We start from the raw sequence: 20,086 nt of genomic DNA on the forward strand, positions 1-20,086 counted from the left end.
CTTCTGTAAGGCTGCCCCATGTCTGTCGTCAAACAAGTTGGTAATCTGTTCAATCGCAAGCCTGTCAGCCAGGAAGCTGGCAATGGCCTGGCCGCGGATCAGGACGCGCTGTCCCTCGATGAGCTGCAAAACTATTCGGCGGATGGTTTGAATAGTGTGCAGGGTGATCCGGATGGTTATGCTTCTGCAGCAGCCAGTCCGGTGCGGTCGGAAGATGATGCTGACCTGATCTCGCTGCCTCTGCTGGGCGAAGCCAGTGCCGCTGCGCACCAGCGGCGGTTGCTGATTCTTCTTGCCGTGGGCGTGGCGGTGTTGGCTTTGATTGCTACCTGGGTGCTGCAGCAGGCAGACCGCTCTGCCCAGCAGCTGACCGCCACTGGTCAATCGCTCATGCAGTCGCAGCGCCTGGCCAAGTCGGTGTCGCAGGCCTTGGTCGGGAGCCCGCAGGCTTTCCCGGACGTGGTCGAGAGTTCGGGCGTGCTGGCGCGTAACGTGCGGGCACTGAATGCGGGTGATTCAGAGCTGAACGTGCAGGCCCTGGGCGAGTCGTTCAAGACAGACCTGGACGCAGTGACGCCATTGATGGAGCGCGCAGAGAAAAATGCAAGCGTCGTGATGGGGCAGCAAAAAATCCTGACGCAAGTGGGCGATGCCCTGCGCACGATCAACCGCCAGTCCTCGGATCTGTTGGAAATCGCAGAAACCGTGTCTTCGCTCAAGCTGCAGCAAAACGCTCCCGCCGCAGAGATTTCCGCTGCAGGCCAGTTGGTGATGTTGACACAGCGTATCGGTAAGTCGGCCAACGAGTTCCAGACCGCAGAAGGTGTGAGCCCTGAGGCGGTGTTCCTGCTGGGCAAGGACTTGAACTCGTTCAAGGAAATTGCACAAGGTCTGCTGGATGGCAGCCCTGAGTTGCGCCTGACCGCCACCAAGGATGCCCAAACCCGGGAGCAGCTCGCTGCTTTGATCAAGGTCTACGAAGACACCCGTAACCAGGCGAGCGCAATTCTGGGCAACCTGCAGGGTTTGGTTTCGGCGCGTGAGGCACAGACGGCCATTCTGGGCGACAGCGAGCCGCTGCGCCGCCAGCTCGAAGGGCTGCAAAACAAACTCTCGGCGCAGACGGGTATCGGTGCAGGCCAATTGGCGGCGCTGGTGTTGGCCGGTATTTTCGTGCTGTTGTGCGGTGTCGGTATTTCGCGTGTGCAACTGCTTGACAGCCGCAGCCGCCAGCTCGAAGCCGAGGCCCAGCAAAAGGACGCACAGCGCCAGGAACAGGAAGCCAAGCGCGTCAACGACGCCAACCAGGCCGCCATTTTGCGTTTGATGAACGAACTGCAATCGGTTGCTGAAGGCGATCTGACGCAGGAAGCCACGGTGACCGAAGACATTACGGGTGCTATCGCTGACTCGGTGAACTACACGGTGGAAGAATTGCGCCAACTGGTAGGCAGCGTGCAGAACACGGTAACCCGGGTGGCTCAAACCACCGCCATGGTGGACAACACCTCCACTGAGCTGCTGGCCGCATCGACCGAACAGCTGCGGGAAATTCGTGAAACGGGTCGCTCCGTGCTCGACATGGCTTCCCGAATCAACGAGGTGTCTACCCAGGCGGAAGAGTCTGCCACGGTGGCGCGCCAGTCGCTGCAGGCTGCAGATTCGGGTTTGCAAGCTGTGCAAAACGCCATCGGCGGTATGAACTCCATCCGCGACCAGATCCAGGACACATCCAAGCGCATCAAGCGCCTGGGCGAATCTTCGCAAGAGATTGGTGAAATCACCGAACTGATTTCCGACATTACGGAGCAGACGAACGTGCTGGCGCTGAACGCCGCCATTCAGGCGGCTTCCGCTGGTGAAGCTGGCCGGGGCTTCTCTGTGGTGGCCGAAGAAGTGCAGCGACTGGCTGAGCGCTCCGCAGACGCCACGCGCCAGATTTCGGCGCTGGTGAAGGCCATTCAGACCGACACACAAGATGCCGTGGCCGCTATGGAACGCTCCACGCAAGGTGTGGTGGAGGGGGCGCGTCTGTCGGACAGCGCAGGTACCGCACTGACGGAAATTGACCGCGTGTCGCGTCGCCTTGCGGAGCTGATCGAGCAGATCTCGTCTTCCACGTCGCGTGAAGCCACGTTGGCTAACGAGGTGGCAGAAAACATCCAGCACATTTTTGCGGTGACCGAGCAGACCGGTGAAGGTACGCGTGCTACGGCGCAGCAGGTGCGCGAACTCTCCACGATGGCCGAGGAACTTCGCCAGTCTGTGGCCCGGTTCAAGATTGCCTGACGTACCGAACAACAAACGGGCTCTGTGCAGCCGGGAACGAATCCATGTCATCTACTGATGCCGTCAACGCACCACATGCCGAGGGAGGTTCTGGCGAACAGGACCTTGGACCATTGGCATGGGTGCTCGAGGAATTGCGCAAGTCCCTGGACGGTGCCGTCAAGGCGCTGCGCCGCTTCGTGCACGATGCCGATCTGGCGCGTGAATCGGATCTTGCTACGCTGGACGTAGCCACCTTGCGCATTGCGCGCCAACAATTGCACCAAGCCAGCGGCGCACTTGAAATGGTTGGTATGGCATCACCGGCGCTGGTGCTCCGGGCCATGGAAACCGCGGTTCAGAAGTTCGTGCAACGCCCTGAGCTGTGCACCGACGACGCTGCAGGCGCGCTGGAGCGGGCCAGTTTTGCATTGAGCGAATATTTGGAAAGCGTGCTGGCAGGCAAGCTTGTCTCGTCAGTGGCCTTGTTCCCCCAGTACCGTGATGTGCAGGCATTGACGGGCGCTGACCGCGTTCATCCGGCCGATCTATGGCCCGTCGAGCGGCGCTTCCGCGAACCCGATGTCGAAGTTACGGCTGAACCGCTGGCCTATGGGCCGGCGGCGCGCGCGCGTCTTGACCAGGCCGTTCTGCGCATCGTGAAGGATGCCGACTTTGATGCGGCCCATGACTTGCGTGATATCGCGCTCGGATTTGTCGCAACCCAGACTGATCGCCAGTCCCGTGCTTTCTGGAAAATTTGCGCAGGGTATTTCGAGGCCTTTGGCCGTGGTTTGTTCGCGGCCGATGTCTATGCCAAACGGGTGGCCTCGCGCATTCTCATGCAGTACGCCACGCTGGCCCGAGGCGACTCGGGTATTGCGGACAGGCTGGTGCAGGATCTGCTGTTTTTTTGTTCGCAAGCGCAGCCGTCCGAGAACGATAAGGTTCCCTATCTGCGTGCGGTGCGCAAGGCATTCGACTTAGACCGTGCTCCGCCAGTGGACTACGAATCGCGCCGATTTGGTCGGTTCGATCCTGCTGTTCTGGCGCAGGCGCGCAAGCGCATTTCGGCCGTCGCAGAAACCTGGTCCGCACTGGCAGGCGGCGATCGCAACAAGCTCAAGCCCGCGGCAGACCAATTCAGCTTGGTGTGTGACTCCCTGCGCAAACTGCACCGCAACAGCGAAAGCCTGGCACAAGCGCTGACCCGGGCGGTGGAATCGACCACCCGGGCTGGCGAGCCTCCTTCGGCCGCGTTGGCCATGGAAGTGGCGACATCCGTGTTGTATCTCCAGGCCGCTCTGGAGGAAACGGATACCGCAGAAGAGCAAATGGTAGCCCGTGCCACGCGGCTCGCAGACCGGCTGGACCATGTCACGGCGGGCGGTGAACCGGATCCGCTGGAGCCCTGGATGGAGGAGCTGTACCGGCGCGTCAGTGACAACCAGACCATGGGCAGTGTGGTGGGCGAACTGCGCACAACGCTGGGCGAGGCCGAGCGTGCCATGGATCAGTTTTTCCGCAACCCGGAAGATGTGACGCCTTTGACCTCCGTGCCGGGGCGCTTGGCTCAGATGCGCGGCGTACTTTCGGTGCTTGGCCTGGACCAGGCTTCGTTGGCCGTGCTGCGCATGCGCGAATCCGTCGAGCGTTTGCTGGTGAATGATGTCGGTTCGGAAGAGGAACGCAAACAAACTTTCGAGAAACTGGGCAATAGCCTGGGAGCCTTGGGGTTCCTCATCGATATGCTGAGCTACCAGCGTGCCATGGCACGCAAGCTCTTTGTGTATGACGAAGAACTGGGTGAGTTGCGCATTTTGATGGGACGTACCCGCGCCCGAGTGACCGACCAGGCGGACAGCCCAGAGGACGTGGAGCACAAAATCGAGGAACGCGCCCCTGTGCCGTTGCCCGAGGTCGTACCGCGCGAATCACACTACGCCCATGTTCCTCCCGCTGTGGCGCTGCCAGCGGTGCCGGAGGCCGTGGAGGCTGTACAGCTTGAGCCTGCGCCGCTGATTGAAGAAGAATCCGTGTCCCTGGAGTCTGACTCCCTGGTAGCACAAGAAATCTCAGCGCCTGCAGCTGAAACTGCGCCTGTCATGCCACCTTTGCCGGTGATCTCCGTGGTCACCGAGGTGGAAGATGAGCTCCTGGACATCTTCCTGGAAGAAGCGCGCGAAGTGGTCGGGAACGGCTTGGCTGCGGTGCAGCTTCTAGAGGCAGAACCCGGCAATCTCAGCGAGCAGACGACGCTGCGCAGGGCGTTCCATACGCTCAAGGGCAGCTCGCGCATGGTAGGTTTGAATGATTTTGGTGAAGCAGCCTGGTCCATGGAGCAGCTGCTCAATGCCTGGCTGGCTGAGCAAAAACCCATGCAGCCGTCGCTGCTGAATTTGGCCAACCAGGCCTTGAACGGTTTTGGTCGCTGGGCCGATGATATCGCTGCGGGTACCGCTGGTGCATGGCAGGTCCAGATGTTTGCCAGCGTCGCAGACGCCATGCGCTTGGAGGGTACCGAACTGCCTCTGCAGCTTCCTGGTGAATCGCACACTGCAGCAGCGGTGCCGATGGTCCAGGAGGCGGTGTCCGAAGCAGCGCCAGATGAGCAGATTTTGGCGGATGATTTCCCTTCCTTCGAGTTCTCCGCAACCCAGTCTGTAGGGTTGGCGCAAGAAGCGGTGTCCCCGGAGCCCACCACAGAGATTCCTCTGGCAGAAGACATCGATTTTTCCGAGTTTTCTTCCGCCATGGCCACGCAAGAGCCTGTGGTGCCAGAGGCCGCACCGCAGACGGATGTCGATTTTCCGCTTGATCTGACCGCTCCAGTCGTGCAAGAGGTGCGTCTGGCAGACGACAGTCTGGAGCTTCCCATGCTGGAAGCTGCGCCAGCCCTGGCGACAGACCTTGAAAGCGCCTTGCTTCCCGCTGAAGCGGCGCACGACGAGCCGTCTCTGGAGCCTGAGGTCGTTCCAGAGCCCGTAGCAGTAGTTTCCGAGCCGGCCCAGGATGACAACGTTAAAGTCATTGGCGATTTGCGCATCAGCATTCCGCTCTACAACGTCTACCTGAACGAGGCAGATGAGTGGTCGCGCAGACTTGTGACATCGCTCCAGGAATGGTCGATGGAGTTGCACGAGCGACTGCCCGACATGGCGGTGGCGCTTGCGCACTCGCTCGCCGGTAGTTCCGCCACGGTGGGTTTTTCTGCATTGTCCGATACCGCCCGATTGCTCGAGCATGCCTTGGAGCATGTGCAGTTGCAGTCCAAAGGCGAACCCGAAGATGCCCGCGCATTCCTGGATGCAGCGGAAGACATGCGACGCCTTTTGCACCAGTTTGCGGCCGGTTTCCTCAAGGAGACCAATCCGCAAATATTGGATGAATTGCAGCGGATCCTCCAAACCGAGGTTGTGAGTACGCAGTCGCCCCCCATCGAAGATGCCGAGCAGGCGATGGAAGCATGGCGGGAAGAAAATGCGCGCGCCGCACTCTTGGAGCCATCCGTCCCGGCACCGGAGTCCGAGACATTGGTGTCGCCATCCGCCGAGACTGTCGAGCCCGAGGTGATACGTGGTTATGTGGCGCCGGCCCTCTCCGTTCCCTTGCGCGAACAGGCTGGTGGCGCCGCTGAAGCAGCAGACCCCGTTTTTGTTGCGCCCGCGGATATCGACGACGATATCGATGCGATCGACGTCATTGATCCGGACCTCTTCCCGATCTTCGAAGAAGAAGCCGCAGAACTGTTGCCGGTTTTGGGCGGTGCCTTGCGCCAATGGGCCTCGCGGCCAGACAACCTGGGTGCGCGTACCGAGGTGCTGCGTGCCTTGCATACCCTCAAGGGCAGTGCGCGGTTGGCGGGCGCCATGCGTTTGGGAGAACTCTCCCACCGCCTCGAATCCGCTATTGAGCAGCTGGATGTGGAAACGGTGCAGTCTGCGGATATCGATCCCTTGCTGGGTAGCTTTGACGGTTTGCAGGCGAACTTCAATGCGCTGCGAGCCATCAGTGACCAGGCTCCTGCCGAAGCAGTAGCGGTCACGCCGGTCAAACCCGAGGCGGTACCGGCAAGCGAGGCACCGCAGGCCGAGCAGCCGCGGCGTCCGGTGGTGGCGCGGCCCCAGGGACCGCTCGAACTGGCCCCCGTGCGCGCCACGGCCGGACATTCGGTGCGGGTGCGTGCACAGCTGCTGGATCGACTGGTCAACCAGGCCGGCGAGGTCATGATCACCCGCTCCCGCATGGAAGCGCGGCTGGGTCAGCTCAAGGGTTCGATGGCCGATCTCACGGGCAACCTGGAGCGTTTGCGCCAGCAATTGCGCGATATCGAGGTTCAGTCTGAATCCCAGATGCAGTCGCGACTGGCGTTGTCCAAGGAATCTGCGGCCGGTTTCGATCCGCTGGAGTTCGACCGTTTCACGCGGGTGCAGGAGCTGACCCGCATGATGGCGGAATCGGTCAACGACGTGGCCACGATCCAGCGCAATCTGCAGCGTACAGTGGAAGGCACCGAGGACGACCTGATTGCACAGGGACGGCAAGCGCGTGAATTGCAGCGCGACCTGCTGCGTACCCGCATGGTCGAGTTCGAAGGTATTGCAGAGCGGCTCTATGCCGTGGTGCGGCAGTCGTCCAAGGAAACCGGCAAGCAGATCAAGCTCGACATCACGGGGGGGTCGATTGAAATGGACCGGGGCGTTCTTGACCGTATGACGCCAGCGTTTGAGCACCTGTTGCGCAACTGTGTGGCCCATGGCATCGAAACACCGGAGCAGCGGCTTGCCCAAGGCAAGCCCGCTTCCGGGACGATCTCGGTCGATTTGCGCCACGAAGGGAACGACGTTTCGGTTGCGTTCCGAGACGACGGTGCCGGGCTGAATTTGTCGGGAATCCGGGCAAAAGCATTGTCTCAAGGGCTGATCAGCGCGGACACAGAACTGAGCGACACCGATGCTGCCAATCTGATCTTCACGCCGGGCTTCTCCACCGCATCCGAAGTGACTGGGCTTTCCGGCCGGGGCATTGGCATGGACGTGGTGCGGGCCGAAGTGAACGCCCTGGGTGGACGGATCGAAACCACGACCGAGGCCGGTAAGGGTGCGGCATTCCGCATGGTGCTTCCGTTGACCACGGCGGTAACGCAGGTGGTGATGTTGCGTGCCGGCGATTTGGCTGTGGGCGTGCCCGCGAACATTGTGGAAATTGTGCGCCGGGTGCCAGTGACTGAATTGGAAGCAGCGTACCGGACCGGAACCTTCGAGGTGGCTGGCGAGAGCCTGCCTTTCTATTGGTCTGGCGCCTTGCTGCAGGCTTCGCCGCGCAGCCATGACGCAGCTGCGGGCAAGACCCGGCCTGTAGTGGTGCTGCGCAGTGCATCGCAACGCATCGCCATGCATGTGGACGAAGTGCTCGGCAACCGTGAAGTCGTGGTGAAGAACCTGGGGCCGCAGTTGTCCAGGCTCCCTGGCTTGGCGGGCATGTCCGTGCTCGCTTCGGGGGCTGTCGTGCTGATCTACAACCCGGTGGCGCTGTCCACGGTGTATGGCGAGCAGGTGCGCGCAAGCAGTGCTTCGCAGGCACCTGTGACAATATCGTCGGATGTTGGCGCGGGGATACCAGTCGCGGCCGTGCCTCCTGCATCGGGGCAGGTGCCATTGGTGCTGGTAGTGGACGATTCGATCACGGTACGGCGCGTCACGCAGCGCCTGTTGCAGCGCGAAGGCTACCGTGTGTCCTTGGCGGCAGACGGTCTGCAGGCACTGGAGCGGCTGCAGGAAGAGCGACCCACGGTGGTTCTGTCGGATATCGAAATGCCACGCATGGATGGTTTCGACCTCGCGCGCAACATCCGGGCCGATGCTGCGCTGCGCGACCTTCCCATCATCATGATCACGTCGCGTATCGCACAGAAGCACCGTGAACATGCCATGGAGTTGGGCGTGAACCATTACCTGGGCAAGCCATATTCGGATGACGAGTTGCTGAGTCTCATACAGCATTACGCCAAGTTGGCTGCCGATGCGGTGACTGCCTGACCGCCCAGCGCTGACAGCAGGGCCGGAAATGCAACCGGGAGACGCCGAAAGTGGATGATCTGAAACATTCCGGCGACCCCCGGCTGCTTTCGTGTTTGCAGCAAATGGTGCGTGCAGGCGCATCCGATCTCTTTCTGATAGCAGGGGCTCCTCCCACCCTCAAGCGGCAAGGGGGCTTTGTCACCTTGGGTTCCACTGCTGTGGAGGCCCATGATGTGCGCGACATGGCCTATTCGGTCATGGATGCAGCCCAGGTCACTGCTTTTGAGTCGTGCATGGAATGTGATCTGGCGTACCAAACGGGCAACGCAGATCGATTCCGGATCAATGTGCACCGTCAGCGCGGGCAGGTGGGAATGGTGGTGCGCTATGTGTCCCCTACGATCCTGTCACTCGACGCCCTCGGGTTGCCAGCGGTGCTCAAGCAGTTGGCATTTCTCAAAGGCGGGTTGGTGTTGGCGGTGGGCGCCGCCGGTTCGGGGAAGACGACCACCCTGGCATCGTTGCTGGATTACCGCAACGCGCACACGGCAGGCCACATCCTGACCATTGAAGACCCCATCGAATACTTGCACGCCCACAAGAAGTCTCTGATGACCCAGCGTGAAGTTGGAATCGACACCCTGTCTTATGACGAGGCACTGCGCCATGCCATGCGCGAGGCGCCGGATGTCATCATGATTGGCGAAATCCGCGATCGCACCAGCATGCAGCATGCCCTGCATTACGCCGAATCAGGTCACCTGTGCATCTCCACTCTGCACGCCAACAATGCCAGCCAGGCGGTGCAGCGGATTTTGAATTTCTTCCCTGAAGAAGCACATGGCCAACTGCGCATGGATTTGTCACTCAATCTCAAAGCGGTGGTTGCCCAGCGCCTTATTGTGGGAACGCACAAGCGCCAAGTTCCTGCGGTCGAGGTGATGCTGCTGACGCACTATGTTTCGGAGCTGATCCAGAAAGGGCAAATCGAAGGGTTGCGGGGAGCCATCGAGCGCACCGGGGAAGTGGGTATGTGCACTTTTGACCAGTCCATTTTCCAATTATTCGAGCGTGGGGAAATTGCACAGGCAGAGGCTGTGGCCCATGCAGACAACAAGACGGACATGGCCTTGCGCATGCGGCTGGCCGCCGGTGCTTCCCTGAGTGTGGAAGGCATGCACATGGCTCCCAATGCCGACGATGATGCGGCCCCGCCACTGCCTATCCTTCCTTGACGACTCCATAGCGAAGCAGGGTCCGTTGGCGCGCCGCATCGTGGTCCACGATCGGGGCTGGGTAGTCGCGCCCCAGCTCGATACCCGCAGCCTGCAAGGTGCCGATAGGTGCAAGCCAAGGCGCGTGCAGCGCCGCAGTGGGCAGATCTGACAATGCCGGAAGGTAGCGGCGGATGAAGCGGCCTTGCGGATCGAACTTGCGGCTCTGGAGCACCGGGTTGAAGATCCGAAAATAAGGTTGCGCATCACATCCGCTGGAACTGGCCCACTGCCAGCCACCGTTGTTGGCGGCGAGATCGAAGTCGTTGAGCTTTTCTGCAAAGTAACGCTCTCCCCAGCGCCAGTCCAGCCCCAGGTGTTTACACAAAAAACTGGCCGTCACCATGCGCAGGCGGTTGTGCATGTAGCCAGTCTGGTTGATCTGCGCCATTGCTGCATCGACCAGCGGATAGCCTGTGCGCCCCGTACACCACGCGTCGAATAAGTCGGCAGCGTGCGGGCCATTCTCCCAGGCGATCGCGTCGTACGCGGGCTTGAAGCTGCGCTGCGCTACGTGCGGGTGGTGGTGCAGGACCTGGAAGTAAAAATCCCGCCAGATCAGTTCGTTGAGCCAGGTGCTGGCGCCCGGGCTGCCCGACTGTGCCAGCGCATGGGCGGTGCGCGCCAGTGTGCGGATGGAAATGGTGCCAAAACGCAGGTGGGGCCCGAGGTAGCTGGGACCCTTGATCGCGGGAAAGTCGCGCGTGCTGTCATAGTGCTCTATGCGGGCGAGGAACTCATCGAGCAGAAGCTGCGCACCTCGGCTACCGGTGGCCAGCCGGATGGGCAGGCGCGGCGCGCATGAAAACCCCAGTTCCTGCAACGATGGGACAGGGCTGCAGGCCCATGGCGGGCGGGGTGCCAGGGCCTGCGCATGGCGTTCGACCGGGTAGGCGCTCAGATAAAACGCATTGATCTTGCGCAGCCAAGCGTTTTTGTAAGGCGTAAACACGCTGTAGGGTGTACCGCCCTGGGTCAGCACTTCGCTGCGTTCGAAAACCGTGTGGTCCTTGCTGGTGTGAAAAGCCTTGCGCGAAGCCGCCAGCGCCGTGCGCACCTGGCTATCTCTCGCCAGTGCCTGGGGTTCGTCATCGTGGTTGGCAAAAACGGCCTGCACGTCCAGCGCAGCGGCCAGCGACGGAATTTCGTCTTCTGCGCTCCCGTGGCGCACGATCAAGCCGCCGTCCGGGCGCCCGTTCAGTGCCCGCAGATCTTCATCAAGCCCTTCAACAGCGCTGCGAATGAAGTCCACCCGAAGATCAATGCGGGGCAGGGCGTCGAGAATGGAACGGTCAAAGACGAAAACGCAATGCACCTGGGCGCATTGGCGCAAGGCATGGTAGAGAGCGGCTTGGTCTGCAGTGCGCAGGTCGCGCCGGAACCAAACCAGCCCTGTGCGGTATCTGGCGGGCATGTTCACCGTAAAATCAGTCTATGTCTGCCCATTCTGCGCCCATGAACCTGACGCACCATTTCCTCATCGCAATGCCCGGGATGGAGGATGCGTCTTTCGCACGCAGCGTGGTCTACCTGTGCGAGCACAGCGAGCGCGGAGCCCTGGGGCTCATCATCAACAAACCTACCGATATCAACCTTAAAGGCCTGTTCGACAAAGTCGACCTGTCTCTGGGCCGCAACGACCTGACCAATGCGCCCGTGTTTCTGGGCGGTCCGGTGCAGACCGAGCGCGGCTTTGTGCTGCACGAATCCTTGCATGGCACCGGCGACATTCCCGAAGAATCAGCGTACGCATCGACCATGGTGATTCCGGGGGGGCTGGAGATGACGACCTCCAAAGATGTGCTGGAAGCACTGTCCACCGGGGCGGGGCCGCGGCGGGTTTTGGTCACACTGGGCTACTCGGCCTGGGGTGAGGGGCAACTCGAATCCGAACTGGCTGAGAACAGCTGGCTGACGGTGGGTGCCGATTTGTCGGTGATTTTCGATACTCCGGTAGAGCAACGCTACGACAGCGCCCTGGGACTGCTGGGGCTGGAGGCGTGGCGCCTGTCGCCCGGGGCGGGCCACGCATGAGCGACGCTGCGCCGCCGGTTGCAACACCAGAGGTTCCCATCCATCTGCAGACCTTTCTCGCCTTTGACTTTGGCCTCAAGCGCACGGGCGTGGCGGTTGGCAATCGGATGTTGCGCACCGCCAGCCCGCAGACCACCATCCGTGCCGAGGGCGACGCGCGCTTTGTGGGCGCGGCCGAGCGCATTGCCGAATGGCAGCCCGACGCGCTGGTGGTGGGCGTGCCCTACCACCCCGATGGTGCCAGCCACGAAAACACGCGCCGTGCACAGCGTTTTGCCCGGCAACTGCATGGCCGCTTCCGGTTGCCGGTCTATGAGGTGGATGAGCGTTACAGCACCACCGAGGCCTTGGCGGACGGTGCGCGCGATGCCGATGCGGCGTCGGCCTGCATCATTCTTGAACAGTTCCTGAGGAGCCTTCCATGACCCCATCTCCCTCTGGCACCCCGGGTAGCCTGGTGCTTGACGCCGAGGCCCTGTACCGCGAGTTGTTGCGCGGCGTGCGTACGCTGCGCGAGCCGACCACCCGTCTGGCGGGTATTGCCTCGGGCGGCGCCTGGCTGGCCGAGCGGTTGCAGAAGGACCTGGGCCTCGATGGGGAGGCCGGTGTGCTGTCGTCCTCCATGCACCGCGATGATTTTGCGCAGCGTGGGTTGGCCGCCAGCGCCCAGACGACGCTGCCTTTCGATGTCAATGGCGCAGATATTTTGGTGCTCGATGATGTGCTCTACACCGGCCGCACCGTGCGCGCCGTACTCAACGAGCTGTACGACTACGGTCGCCCGGCCCGCGTGCGCCTGGCCGTACTGGTGGACCGGGGTGGGCGCGAACTGCCCGTGCAGGCCGATTTTGCCGCCGCCCGCGTCGCTTTGCCTGGCACCCAATCGCTGGCGCTGGCCCGCAACGAGGGTGGTCAATTTCACTTCCAGATCAAAGAGGCCTGAGCCGTGCTGCACCAGCGCAACCCCCAACTCAATCGCAATGGCGAGCTGATCCACCTGCTGTCTATCGAGGGCCTGCCGCGCGACATCGTCACGCACATCCTCGATACCGCCGCCAACTTCGTGAGCGTGAACGACCGTGAGGTCAAGAAGGTGCCGCTCTTGCGTGGCAAGAGCGTGTTCAACCTGTTTTTCGAGAACAGCACACGCACGCGCACCACGTTCGAGATCGCGGCCAAACGCCTGTCGGCTGACGTGTTCAACCTCGATATCGCGCGCAGCTCGGCCAGCAAGGGCGAGTCGCTGCTCGACACCATCGCCAACTTGTCGGCCATGGCGGCCGACCTGTTCGTCGTGCGGCACAGCGAATCGGGCGCACCCTACCTGATTGCGCAGCATGTCGCGCCCCATGTGCACGTCATCAACGCGGGCGACGGGCGCCACGCCCACCCCACGCAGGGGCTGCTGGACATGTACACCATCCGGCACTACAAGAAGGATTTCTCCAGCCTGACCGTCGCCATCGTGGGCGATGTGCTGCACTCGCGCGTGGCGCGGTCCGACATCCACGGCCTGACCACGCTGGGCTGCGCCGAGGTGCGCGTGGTGGGGCCGCGTACCCTGGTGCCGTCCAATATGGCCGAGATGGGAGTGCGTGTGTGCCATACGCTCGAAGAAGGCATCAAGGATGCCGACGTGGTCATCACGCTGCGCCTGCAGAACGAGCGCATGAGCGGCGCACTGCTGCCGTCGAGCCAGGAGTATTTCAAGAGCTTTGGCCTCACGCCCGAGAAACTGCGGCTGGCCAAGCCGGACGCCATCGTCATGCATCCCGGTCCCATCAACCGGGGCGTAGAGATTGACTCTGCCGTGGTGGATGGCCCGCAGGCCGTGATCCTGCCGCAGGTCACCTTTGGCATTGCGGTGCGCATGGCGGTCATGTCGATCGTGGCCGGGAATGAGGCTTAACCCCCTGAATCGCTTCGCGTCTTCCCCCAAGGGGGACGCCCCCAGTGGCCCGGCAAAGCCGGTTCCACGGGGGCACTGGCGTGGGTCTGCTGCGGCGCGGGTGTCTGTTGATGTAATGCAGACTGCTATTTATTTGATAGCTGTTTGCGCTTGTCCAGTAAGCGCTAGCAGCAATTTGGCTTGAAATCATGAAGATACTGATCCAGAACGGCCGTGTGATCGACCCCGCCTCGGGCCTTGACCAGACCTGTGACATCGCCATCGCGGCAGGCCGTATCGTGGGCGTGAACCGCGTGCCGCCCGATTTTGCGCCCCAGCGCAGCATTGACGCCACAGGTTGCATCGTGCTGCCCGGGCTGGTGGACCTGGCGGCCCGTCTGCGCGAGCCAGGGTATGAGCACGAAGGCATGCTCGAATCCGAAATGGCGGCTGCAGTGGCCGGCGGTGTGACCAGCCTGGTGTGCCCGCCCGATACCGACCCCGTGCTCGACGAGCCGGGGCTGGTGGAGATGCTCAAGTTCCGCGCCGAAAAACTGCACCAGACGCGCCTGTTTCCGCTGGGCGCCCTTACGCGCGGGCTGGCGGGCGAGGTGCTGACGGAAATGGCCGAGCTCACTGAGTCCGGCTGTGTGGGTTTTGGCCAGGCCGAGGTGCCCTTGGCCAGCACGCAGGTCCTGCAGCGCGCATTGCAGTATGCGGCCACCTTTGGCTACACCGTCTGGCTGCGCCCACAGGAGCTGCATCTGGGCAAGGGCGTAGCGGCCAGTGGCTCGCTGGCCACGCGGTTGGGCCTGTCGGGCGTGCCAGTGGCGGCCGAGACAATTGCGCTGCATACCATTTTTGAGCTGCTCCGGGCGACCCAGGCGCATGTGCATTTGTGCCGTCTGTCCAGCGCTGAAGGGGTGGCGCTGGTACGCCAGGCCCGCGCCGAGGGTTTGAATGTGACGTGCGACGTCAGCATCAACTCGCTCTATCTGACGGACACGGACATCGGCTTTTTTGACAGCCGGGCGCGGCTGACGCCGCCGCTGCGCCAGCAGCGCGATCGCGATGCCCTGCAGGCGGGCCTGCGCGACGGCACCATCGACGCACTGGTCTCAGACCATAACCCGGTCGACGAAGACGCCAAGACACTGCCTTTTGCCGAAGCCGAACCCGGCGCTACCGGACTGGAGCTGCTGCTGAGCCTGGCACTCAAATGGTCGCAGGACAGTGGCGCGCCCCTGGCGCGTGCTCTGGCCGTAGTGACCAGCGAGCCCGCCCGCGTGTTGGGCAGTGCCCTGGGAACCCTGCAGGCCAGCGTGGGCCAGTTGGTGGAGGGGGGGGTGGGGGATGTCTGCATCTTCGATCCGAAGGACCATTGGATTGTGCAGGCCGAGGCCCTGCGCAGCCAGGGCAAACACACGCCGTTTTCGGGCTACGAGCTGCCGGGGCGGGTGCGCTGCACGTTGGTGGCTGGGCAGATTGCGTTTGAACGAAGCTGAGACAGTGAGCGCGCTTTAAGCCAGGCCAGGTTTTTGTGAAGCACTTCAAGGCCTGCGGGCGTTTGCTGCGTCTGCTGTTCCATGTCGCCCAGGGTCTGTGGGTCGTAGCGCTGCGCTTTCCGGCGCTGTCACCCGCGCAGCAGCAGGCCCGGGTGCAGGCCTGGTCGCTGGCGCTGCTAGCCCATGCGGGCGTTTCGCTCTCGATTCGCGGGGCTCCTGCGCTGGTCGGCCCGGTTTTGCTGGTGTCCAACCACCTGTCGTGGCTGGATATTCCGGTGTTGCATGCGGCACGCTATTGCAGGTTTGTCTCCAAGTCGGACGTGCAGGACTGGCCGCTGGTTGGTACGCTGGCCACGGCAGCGGGCACGCTCTACATTGAGCGCAGTTCTCCCCGCGATGCCTTGCGCGTGGTGCAGTCCATGCAGCAGGCGCTGGCGCAGGGTGAAGTGTTGGCGGTGTTTCCTGAAGGCACGACCGGCGATGGGCGCACCATGCTGCCCTTTCATGCCAACTTGCTGCAGGCTGCCGTGGCAGCCCAGGCGCCGGTGCAACCCGTAGGCCTGCGGTTTGTCGACAAGGCCACGGGCTCCACCAGTTTTGCGCCCAGCTTTGTTGGTGATGAAACCCTGGTGGGCTCCATCTGGCGCACGCTGTGCGCGCCGCCGATCGAGGCCATCGTGCATTTTGGGGTCCTTGAATATGCACTGGAGCGTGATCGGCGTACCTGGGCGCTGCACTTGCACCACACCGTGGACAGCCTGCGGCGCGGTTGACCGTTAGTGTGTCAAAAATGCCTTTCGAGCTGGCATCTGTCTTGAAAAGCGTGCATATTCCACGTATCGGGCGCTTTTGGTATGGAATGTTGGTCTTTTGGACACGCAATTCCCGTATCGTCCGGATCTTTCGGGCCGGTGCCTATGCAGCCTGGCCCTTCACACTGCAGGGAGGACACCATGGATCTGGTACAGCGCGTCAAAAGCATTCTTCTTCAACCCAAGGACACCTGGGCCACCATCGAGGGCGAGCAGGCGGATGTAGCAGGCCTGTACACCCGCTACCTCATGGTGCTGGCGGCCATTCCGGCGGTCTGCGGTTTCATTGGCATGTCCATCATCGGCATGGGGGCCTTTGGGGTTTCCATCCGTGTTCCATTCCTATCGGGCCTGGCCAGCATGGTGGTGTCTTACGTGCTGAGCCTGGTGGGCGTGTTTGTGCTGGCGCTCATTGTCAATGCCCTGGCTCCGACCTTTGGTGGTCAGAAAGACCAGATGCAGGCGCTCAAACTGGCCGTTTACGCCAGCACGGCTGCCATGCTGGGAGGCCTCTTCAGTCTGCTGCCGGCGCTGGCCATGCTCAGTTTGCTGGCCGCGCTGTATTCGATCTACCTGATCTATTGCGGGCTGCCTATTCTGATGAAAAATCCGCCAGAGAAGTCACTGGCGTACACCGCCGTGGTGCTGGTGGCTGCCATCGTGATGGGGGTGGTCATGGGGCTTGTCAGCAACATGTTCATGCCCCGGGGCGGCATGCTCATGGGCAGCGCAGACGATTCTGCGATCTCGGTGACCACACCGGGCGGCAAGGTCAGCATCAACACCGCCGGGCTGGAGGCGGCGAGCAAGAAGATGGAAGAGGCCGCTCGCCAGATGGAAAAGGCACAGAAAAGCAATGACCCCAACGCCATTGCTACAGCCACGGGCCAGGCGGTGGCGGCTGCCGCTGGCATGATGGGCGGCGGGCAGGCGGTGGCCGCGCAATCCCTCAAGGCGGCGCTGCCTGAACAACTGGGGGACATGGCCCGAACAGGCTTTGACGTGCAGGATGGTGCTGCCTTGGGCTTGCCTACCAGCCAGGCCAGCGCGCAATTCAGCAATGGCGACAAGGAGGCGCGCCTGGAAATCACCGACCTGGGCGGTATGGGCCAGATGGCTATCCTGGCCATGGGCATGGCACAGGGCGAAAAAGAAGACCGCGAGCATGCCGAGAAGACCTGGCAGGAAGGTGGCCGTACCCTGCACCAGAGCTACCGCAAGGACGGCAGCCAGGCAGAGTTCAAGATGGTGCTGAAGAACGGCATCCTGGTCAGCATCGAGGGTGACAACATGGACATGCGCGCGGTGCGCTCCCTGCTGTCCGAGGTGAACGTTGCAGCCCTGGAGGGGCTGCAGCGCAAGGCCAAGCCCTGATCGAGGCATGGACGAGGATTGCTATAATAAACTGAGCTATCAGCGCTTGATGGTAAAGCGCTAGAGGCCTTTTTTACCTAAATCGCAGGCGTCCGCTCAAAAGTCACCACATGGTCCACTTGGGCGCGAATGCCGATCCATTCGCCCAGGGCATGGTCATGGTGGCTGGGCACATGGGCCAGCAGAGCCTGGCCGTTGTGCAGGCGCAGGGTGTACAGGAACTCGGATCCTCGGAATGACTTGCGCACGATCTGGGCCTGCACTGGCGCCGCGTCGTCGTGCACGATGTCATCGGCGCGCAGCAGCACGTCGCATTCGCCCGCCGGGTAGCTGGAAGGCAGGGGACATTCGGTCAGGTTGGCCAGATCGCCCAGTGGCGTGCGCACCACGACGGCACTGCCTTGCTGCACCAAGGTGGCGGGTGCAAACACGCCGTGGCCAATGAAGTCAGCCACAAAGCGCGTGGCTGGGCGGTGATAGAGGGTGTAGGCATCGTCCCACTGGTGCAGGTGGCCCTGGTGCATGACACCAATCACGTCACCAATGGCAAAGGCTTCAAGCTGGTCGTGCGTGACGAACAGCGCCGTGGCGCCTGCGGCTTTCAGGATGCCGCGCACTTCATGGGCCAGGCGCTCGCGCAAATCCACATCGAGATTGGAAAAAGGTTCGTCCAGCAGCATGAGCTGAGGGCGCGGCGCCAGCGCACGGGCCAGTGCCACGCGCTGCTGCTGGCCACCCGAGAGTTCGTGCGGAAAGCGCTTTTCGCTGCCCTCCAGCCCGACGAGCTGCAGCACCTCGGTCACCCGCGCAGTCTGTGCGCCGCGCGGCAGGCTGTGGATGCCAAAAGCCACGTTTTGCCCTACGTTCAAGTGCGGGAACAGGGCATAGTCCTGGAACACCATGCCAATGCGGCGTTGCTCAGGGGGCAAGCTGCGTCCAGGGCTTCCGACAATCTGCTCGCCCAGGCGGATTCTTCCCGCCGCCACGGGCTCCAGGCCGGCCACGGCGCGAAGCAGCGTGGTTTTTCCGCAGCCCGAAGGGCCAATCAGCACGCCGATCTGGCCCGTGCTCAGCCCCAGTGAAACGTCTTGCACTGCGGCCTGCGGCTGGCCGGCGTAGCGCACTTCAAGTTGGGAGACCTCTAGAAACATGGATTCATTGTAGGCGGGGGCGTTGGCGAAATGCTTAGAATTCGCATTTGTATTAGTGGCGCCCGATAGCGGGGCCAGTGGCTACTGTATTTCCATCCTTGCTCTCCGAGTCGCTCACCTTGCCACGTTTCCTCGCTGTCCTGCGCACCCTTCCGCTGCTGTTGCTTGTCGGTCTGCTGTCGCTTCCCGTGCTGGCGCTGTTGGGGGCATGGTTGCCCTGGGGGGTGGCGCAGGCTCCCGCAGGGGCTATCTTGCGCGAGATGGCGGCCACAGTGCTGCCGGGCTATGTTTGGACCACGCTCTGGCTCGCCCTGTGGGTGGGGCTGGGGGCTGCGTTCGTGGGAACGGCCGCAGCGGCAGTCGTGACCCTGTTTGATTTTCCAGGGCGGCGCATGCTCGAATGGCTGCTGCTGCTGCCCCTGGCCATGCCGGCTTATGTCACGGCCTATGCGTATACCGATTTCCTGCAGTTCAGCGGCCCGCTCCAGGTGGGACTGCGTGCGGCGTTTGGGTTGGAAGGCCGCCTGCTGCCGGAGGTCCGCAGTCTGTGGGGCGCTATCTGGGTGTTTATTTTTGCGCTCTACCCTTACGTGTACCTGCTCGCACGCACGGCGCTGGGTGAACGCGCTGCCCACCTGATGGAAGCCGCGCGACTGCTCGGTGCGCCGCTCTCACGCCGCATTGCCACTATTGCGCTGCCCCTGGCCCGCCCGGCCGTTGCAGCCGGTGTGGCGCTCGTGCTGATGGAAACACTGGCCGATTTTGGCGTCACCAGCTACTTCGGCATACAGACCTTTACGACCGGCATCCTCAAGGCATGGTTGTCCATGGACAACCGCACGGCGGCAGCACAACTGTCCACCATGCTGCTGGCGTTGGTCATGGGGCTTTTGTGGCTGGAGCACCGAGCCCAGCGGCGCATGCGCTTTTCGGCGGCGGGTCCGGGTCATGCGGCCGCGACCGAAGCTTTGCCAGTGCCCCTGCACGGCGTGCGCCGCTGGTTGGCCTGGGCGGTATGCACGGTGCCGGTGCTCATGGGCTTTGTGGCGCCCGTGGGTTTTATGCTGCGCCCTTTGGCATCCGATTGGTCGGTGTTGCCCTGGGAGCGTTTTCTGGAATGGGCCTGGAACAGTGTCCGCCTGGGGGGAATGACCGCCGGGCTGGCTGTGCTGGTGGCGCTGGCGCTGGCCTTTGCGGTACGCCGCCGTCCTGATGTATTGACGCGCGGTGTGGTGCGGCTTGCCAGTGTGGGTTATGCGGTGCCGGGTGCCGTCATTGTGGTGGGCCTGTTACTGCCTGTGGGTTGGTTGCAAGAGTTGGTTCCGGGCTGGGGGGTGGGGGCGCTGGTGACCACCACCGCGGTGGGCATTGTCTGGGCCTACCTGGTGCGGTTTTGCGCAGTGGCGCTGCAGTCGGTGCAAAGCGGCTATGCCCGTATCCCGGGCAGTCTGGATGATTCGGCGCGCATGCTGGGCGCGCGCAGTGGCCGCCTTCTGGTCGGTGTCCACTGGCCCCTGTTGCGTCGCTCGACTGCCGCAGCGGCCCTGCTGGTTTTTGTGGATGTGATGAAAGAGTTGCCTGCCACCATGGTGCTGCGCCCCTTCAACAGCGACACGCTGGCTGTGGTGGCCTATCAATTGGCCCGTGACGAACGCTTGGGCGAGGCGGCCTTGCCCTCGCTGGCGCTGGTGCTGGTGGGCTTGGTTCCGGTCATTCTGCTCAGCCGGACGCTGCGCGGCCGGGATTGAATGGGTCCTGAA

The 20,086-nt window shown here is 62.5% G+C and carries 13 protein-coding genes; 11 read left to right on the forward strand and 2 right to left on the reverse strand.

Annotated elements, in window-relative coordinates; genetic code table 11:
* The first annotated feature begins 18 nt into the window (after positions 1-18).
* The 3 genes from C8D04_RS18450 to C8D04_RS18460 are packed head-to-tail and all read left to right on the forward strand — an operon-like array spanning position 19 to position 9,523.
* Positions 19-2,289 carry a methyl-accepting chemotaxis protein gene (locus tag C8D04_RS18450; RefSeq protein ID WP_116003014.1) on the forward strand — a complete coding sequence of 757 codons (2,271 nt, stop codon included), beginning with the start codon at positions 19-21 and terminating at the stop codon, positions 2,287-2,289.
* 44 nt (positions 2,290-2,333) lie between these two features.
* Entirely contained in the window at positions 2,334-8,306 is a 5,973-nt protein-coding gene (locus C8D04_RS18455) for an Hpt domain-containing protein (protein WP_116003015.1), read from the forward strand.
* Between the two features lie 50 nt (positions 8,307-8,356).
* Entirely contained in the window at positions 8,357-9,523 is a 1,167-nt protein-coding gene (locus tag C8D04_RS18460) for a PilT/PilU family type 4a pilus ATPase (RefSeq protein ID WP_233521062.1), read from the forward strand.
* Here the strand turns inward: C8D04_RS18460 and C8D04_RS18465 are convergent.
* The gene (locus C8D04_RS18465) at positions 9,510-10,976 is read right to left on the reverse strand and encodes a deoxyribodipyrimidine photo-lyase (protein ID WP_116003017.1); all 1,467 of its coding nucleotides are present in this window, start codon (positions 10,974-10,976) and stop codon (positions 9,510-9,512) included. The genes C8D04_RS18460 and C8D04_RS18465 overlap by 14 nt on opposite strands.
* Positions 10,977-10,996: 20 nt before the next feature.
* Here C8D04_RS18465 and C8D04_RS18470 point away from each other — a divergent pair, with 20 nt between their 5' ends.
* From C8D04_RS18470 to C8D04_RS18500, 7 genes are all read left to right on the forward strand, one after another.
* Positions 10,997-11,596 (forward strand): YqgE/AlgH family protein, encoded by a 600-nt coding sequence (locus C8D04_RS18470; protein ID WP_116003018.1) that lies wholly within the window; start codon positions 10,997-10,999, stop codon positions 11,594-11,596.
* Positions 11,593-12,021, forward strand: coding sequence for a Holliday junction resolvase RuvX (gene ruvX, locus C8D04_RS18475; protein ID WP_116003019.1), 429 nt, complete (start codon positions 11,593-11,595; stop codon positions 12,019-12,021). Before C8D04_RS18470 ends, ruvX begins: the two co-directional genes overlap by 4 nt.
* On the forward strand, positions 12,018-12,539 hold the full coding sequence (gene pyrR / locus C8D04_RS18480; RefSeq protein WP_116003020.1) for a bifunctional pyr operon transcriptional regulator/uracil phosphoribosyltransferase PyrR: 522 nt from the start codon (positions 12,018-12,020) through the stop codon (positions 12,537-12,539). Before ruvX ends, pyrR begins: the two co-directional genes overlap by 4 nt.
* Positions 12,540-12,542: 3 nt before the next feature.
* Entirely contained in the window at positions 12,543-13,505 is a 963-nt protein-coding gene (locus C8D04_RS18485) for an aspartate carbamoyltransferase catalytic subunit (RefSeq protein WP_116003021.1), read from the forward strand.
* Between the two features lie 188 nt (positions 13,506-13,693).
* Positions 13,694-14,989, forward strand: a complete 1,296-nt coding sequence (locus tag C8D04_RS18490; RefSeq protein ID WP_116003022.1) for a dihydroorotase — start codon at positions 13,694-13,696, stop codon at positions 14,987-14,989.
* 35 nt (positions 14,990-15,024) lie between these two features.
* Entirely contained in the window at positions 15,025-15,762 is a 738-nt protein-coding gene (locus tag C8D04_RS18495; protein ID WP_116003023.1) for a lysophospholipid acyltransferase family protein, read from the forward strand.
* A gap of 180 nt (positions 15,763-15,942) precedes the next feature.
* Positions 15,943-17,175 carry a Yip1 family protein gene (locus tag C8D04_RS18500; RefSeq protein WP_116003024.1) on the forward strand — a complete coding sequence of 411 codons (1,233 nt, stop codon included), beginning with the start codon at positions 15,943-15,945 and terminating at the stop codon, positions 17,173-17,175.
* Between the two features lie 77 nt (positions 17,176-17,252).
* Here the strand turns inward: C8D04_RS18500 and C8D04_RS18505 are convergent, their stop codons facing one another.
* Positions 17,253-18,326, reverse strand: a complete 1,074-nt coding sequence (locus C8D04_RS18505) for an ABC transporter ATP-binding protein (protein WP_116003025.1) — start codon at positions 18,324-18,326, stop codon at positions 17,253-17,255.
* 119 nt (positions 18,327-18,445) lie between these two features.
* Between C8D04_RS18505 and C8D04_RS18510 the strand changes: the two genes are divergently transcribed.
* Positions 18,446-20,074 (forward strand): iron ABC transporter permease, encoded by a 1,629-nt coding sequence (locus C8D04_RS18510; protein WP_116005913.1) that lies wholly within the window; start codon positions 18,446-18,448, stop codon positions 20,072-20,074.
* Positions 20,075-20,086: the final 12 nt, after the last annotated feature.

The sequence above is a fragment of the Simplicispira sp. 125 genome, assembly GCF_003096555.1.
In the GTDB taxonomy this organism is placed as follows: domain Bacteria; phylum Pseudomonadota; class Gammaproteobacteria; order Burkholderiales; family Burkholderiaceae_C; genus Simplicispira.

Coding starts and splice junctions, on each gene's coding strand:
- C8D04_RS18450 (WP_116003014.1), top strand. CDS start 19: ATGTCTGTCGTCAAACAAGTTGGTAATCTGTTCAATCGCAAGCCTGTC.
- C8D04_RS18455 (WP_116003015.1), top strand. CDS start 2,334: ATGTCATCTACTGATGCCGTCAACGCACCACATGCCGAGGGAGGTTCT.
- C8D04_RS18465 (WP_116003017.1), bottom strand. CDS start 10,976: ATGCCCGCCAGATACCGCACAGGGCTGGTTTGGTTCCGGCGCGACCTG.
- C8D04_RS18470 (WP_116003018.1), top strand. CDS start 10,997: ATGTCTGCCCATTCTGCGCCCATGAACCTGACGCACCATTTCCTCATC.
- ruvX (WP_116003019.1), top strand. CDS start 11,593: ATGAGCGACGCTGCGCCGCCGGTTGCAACACCAGAGGTTCCCATCCAT.
- pyrR (WP_116003020.1), top strand. CDS start 12,018: ATGACCCCATCTCCCTCTGGCACCCCGGGTAGCCTGGTGCTTGACGCC.
- C8D04_RS18490 (WP_116003022.1), top strand. CDS start 13,694: ATGAAGATACTGATCCAGAACGGCCGTGTGATCGACCCCGCCTCGGGC.
- C8D04_RS18500 (WP_116003024.1), top strand. CDS start 15,943: ATGGATCTGGTACAGCGCGTCAAAAGCATTCTTCTTCAACCCAAGGAC.
- C8D04_RS18505 (WP_116003025.1), bottom strand. CDS start 18,326: ATGTTTCTAGAGGTCTCCCAACTTGAAGTGCGCTACGCCGGCCAGCCG.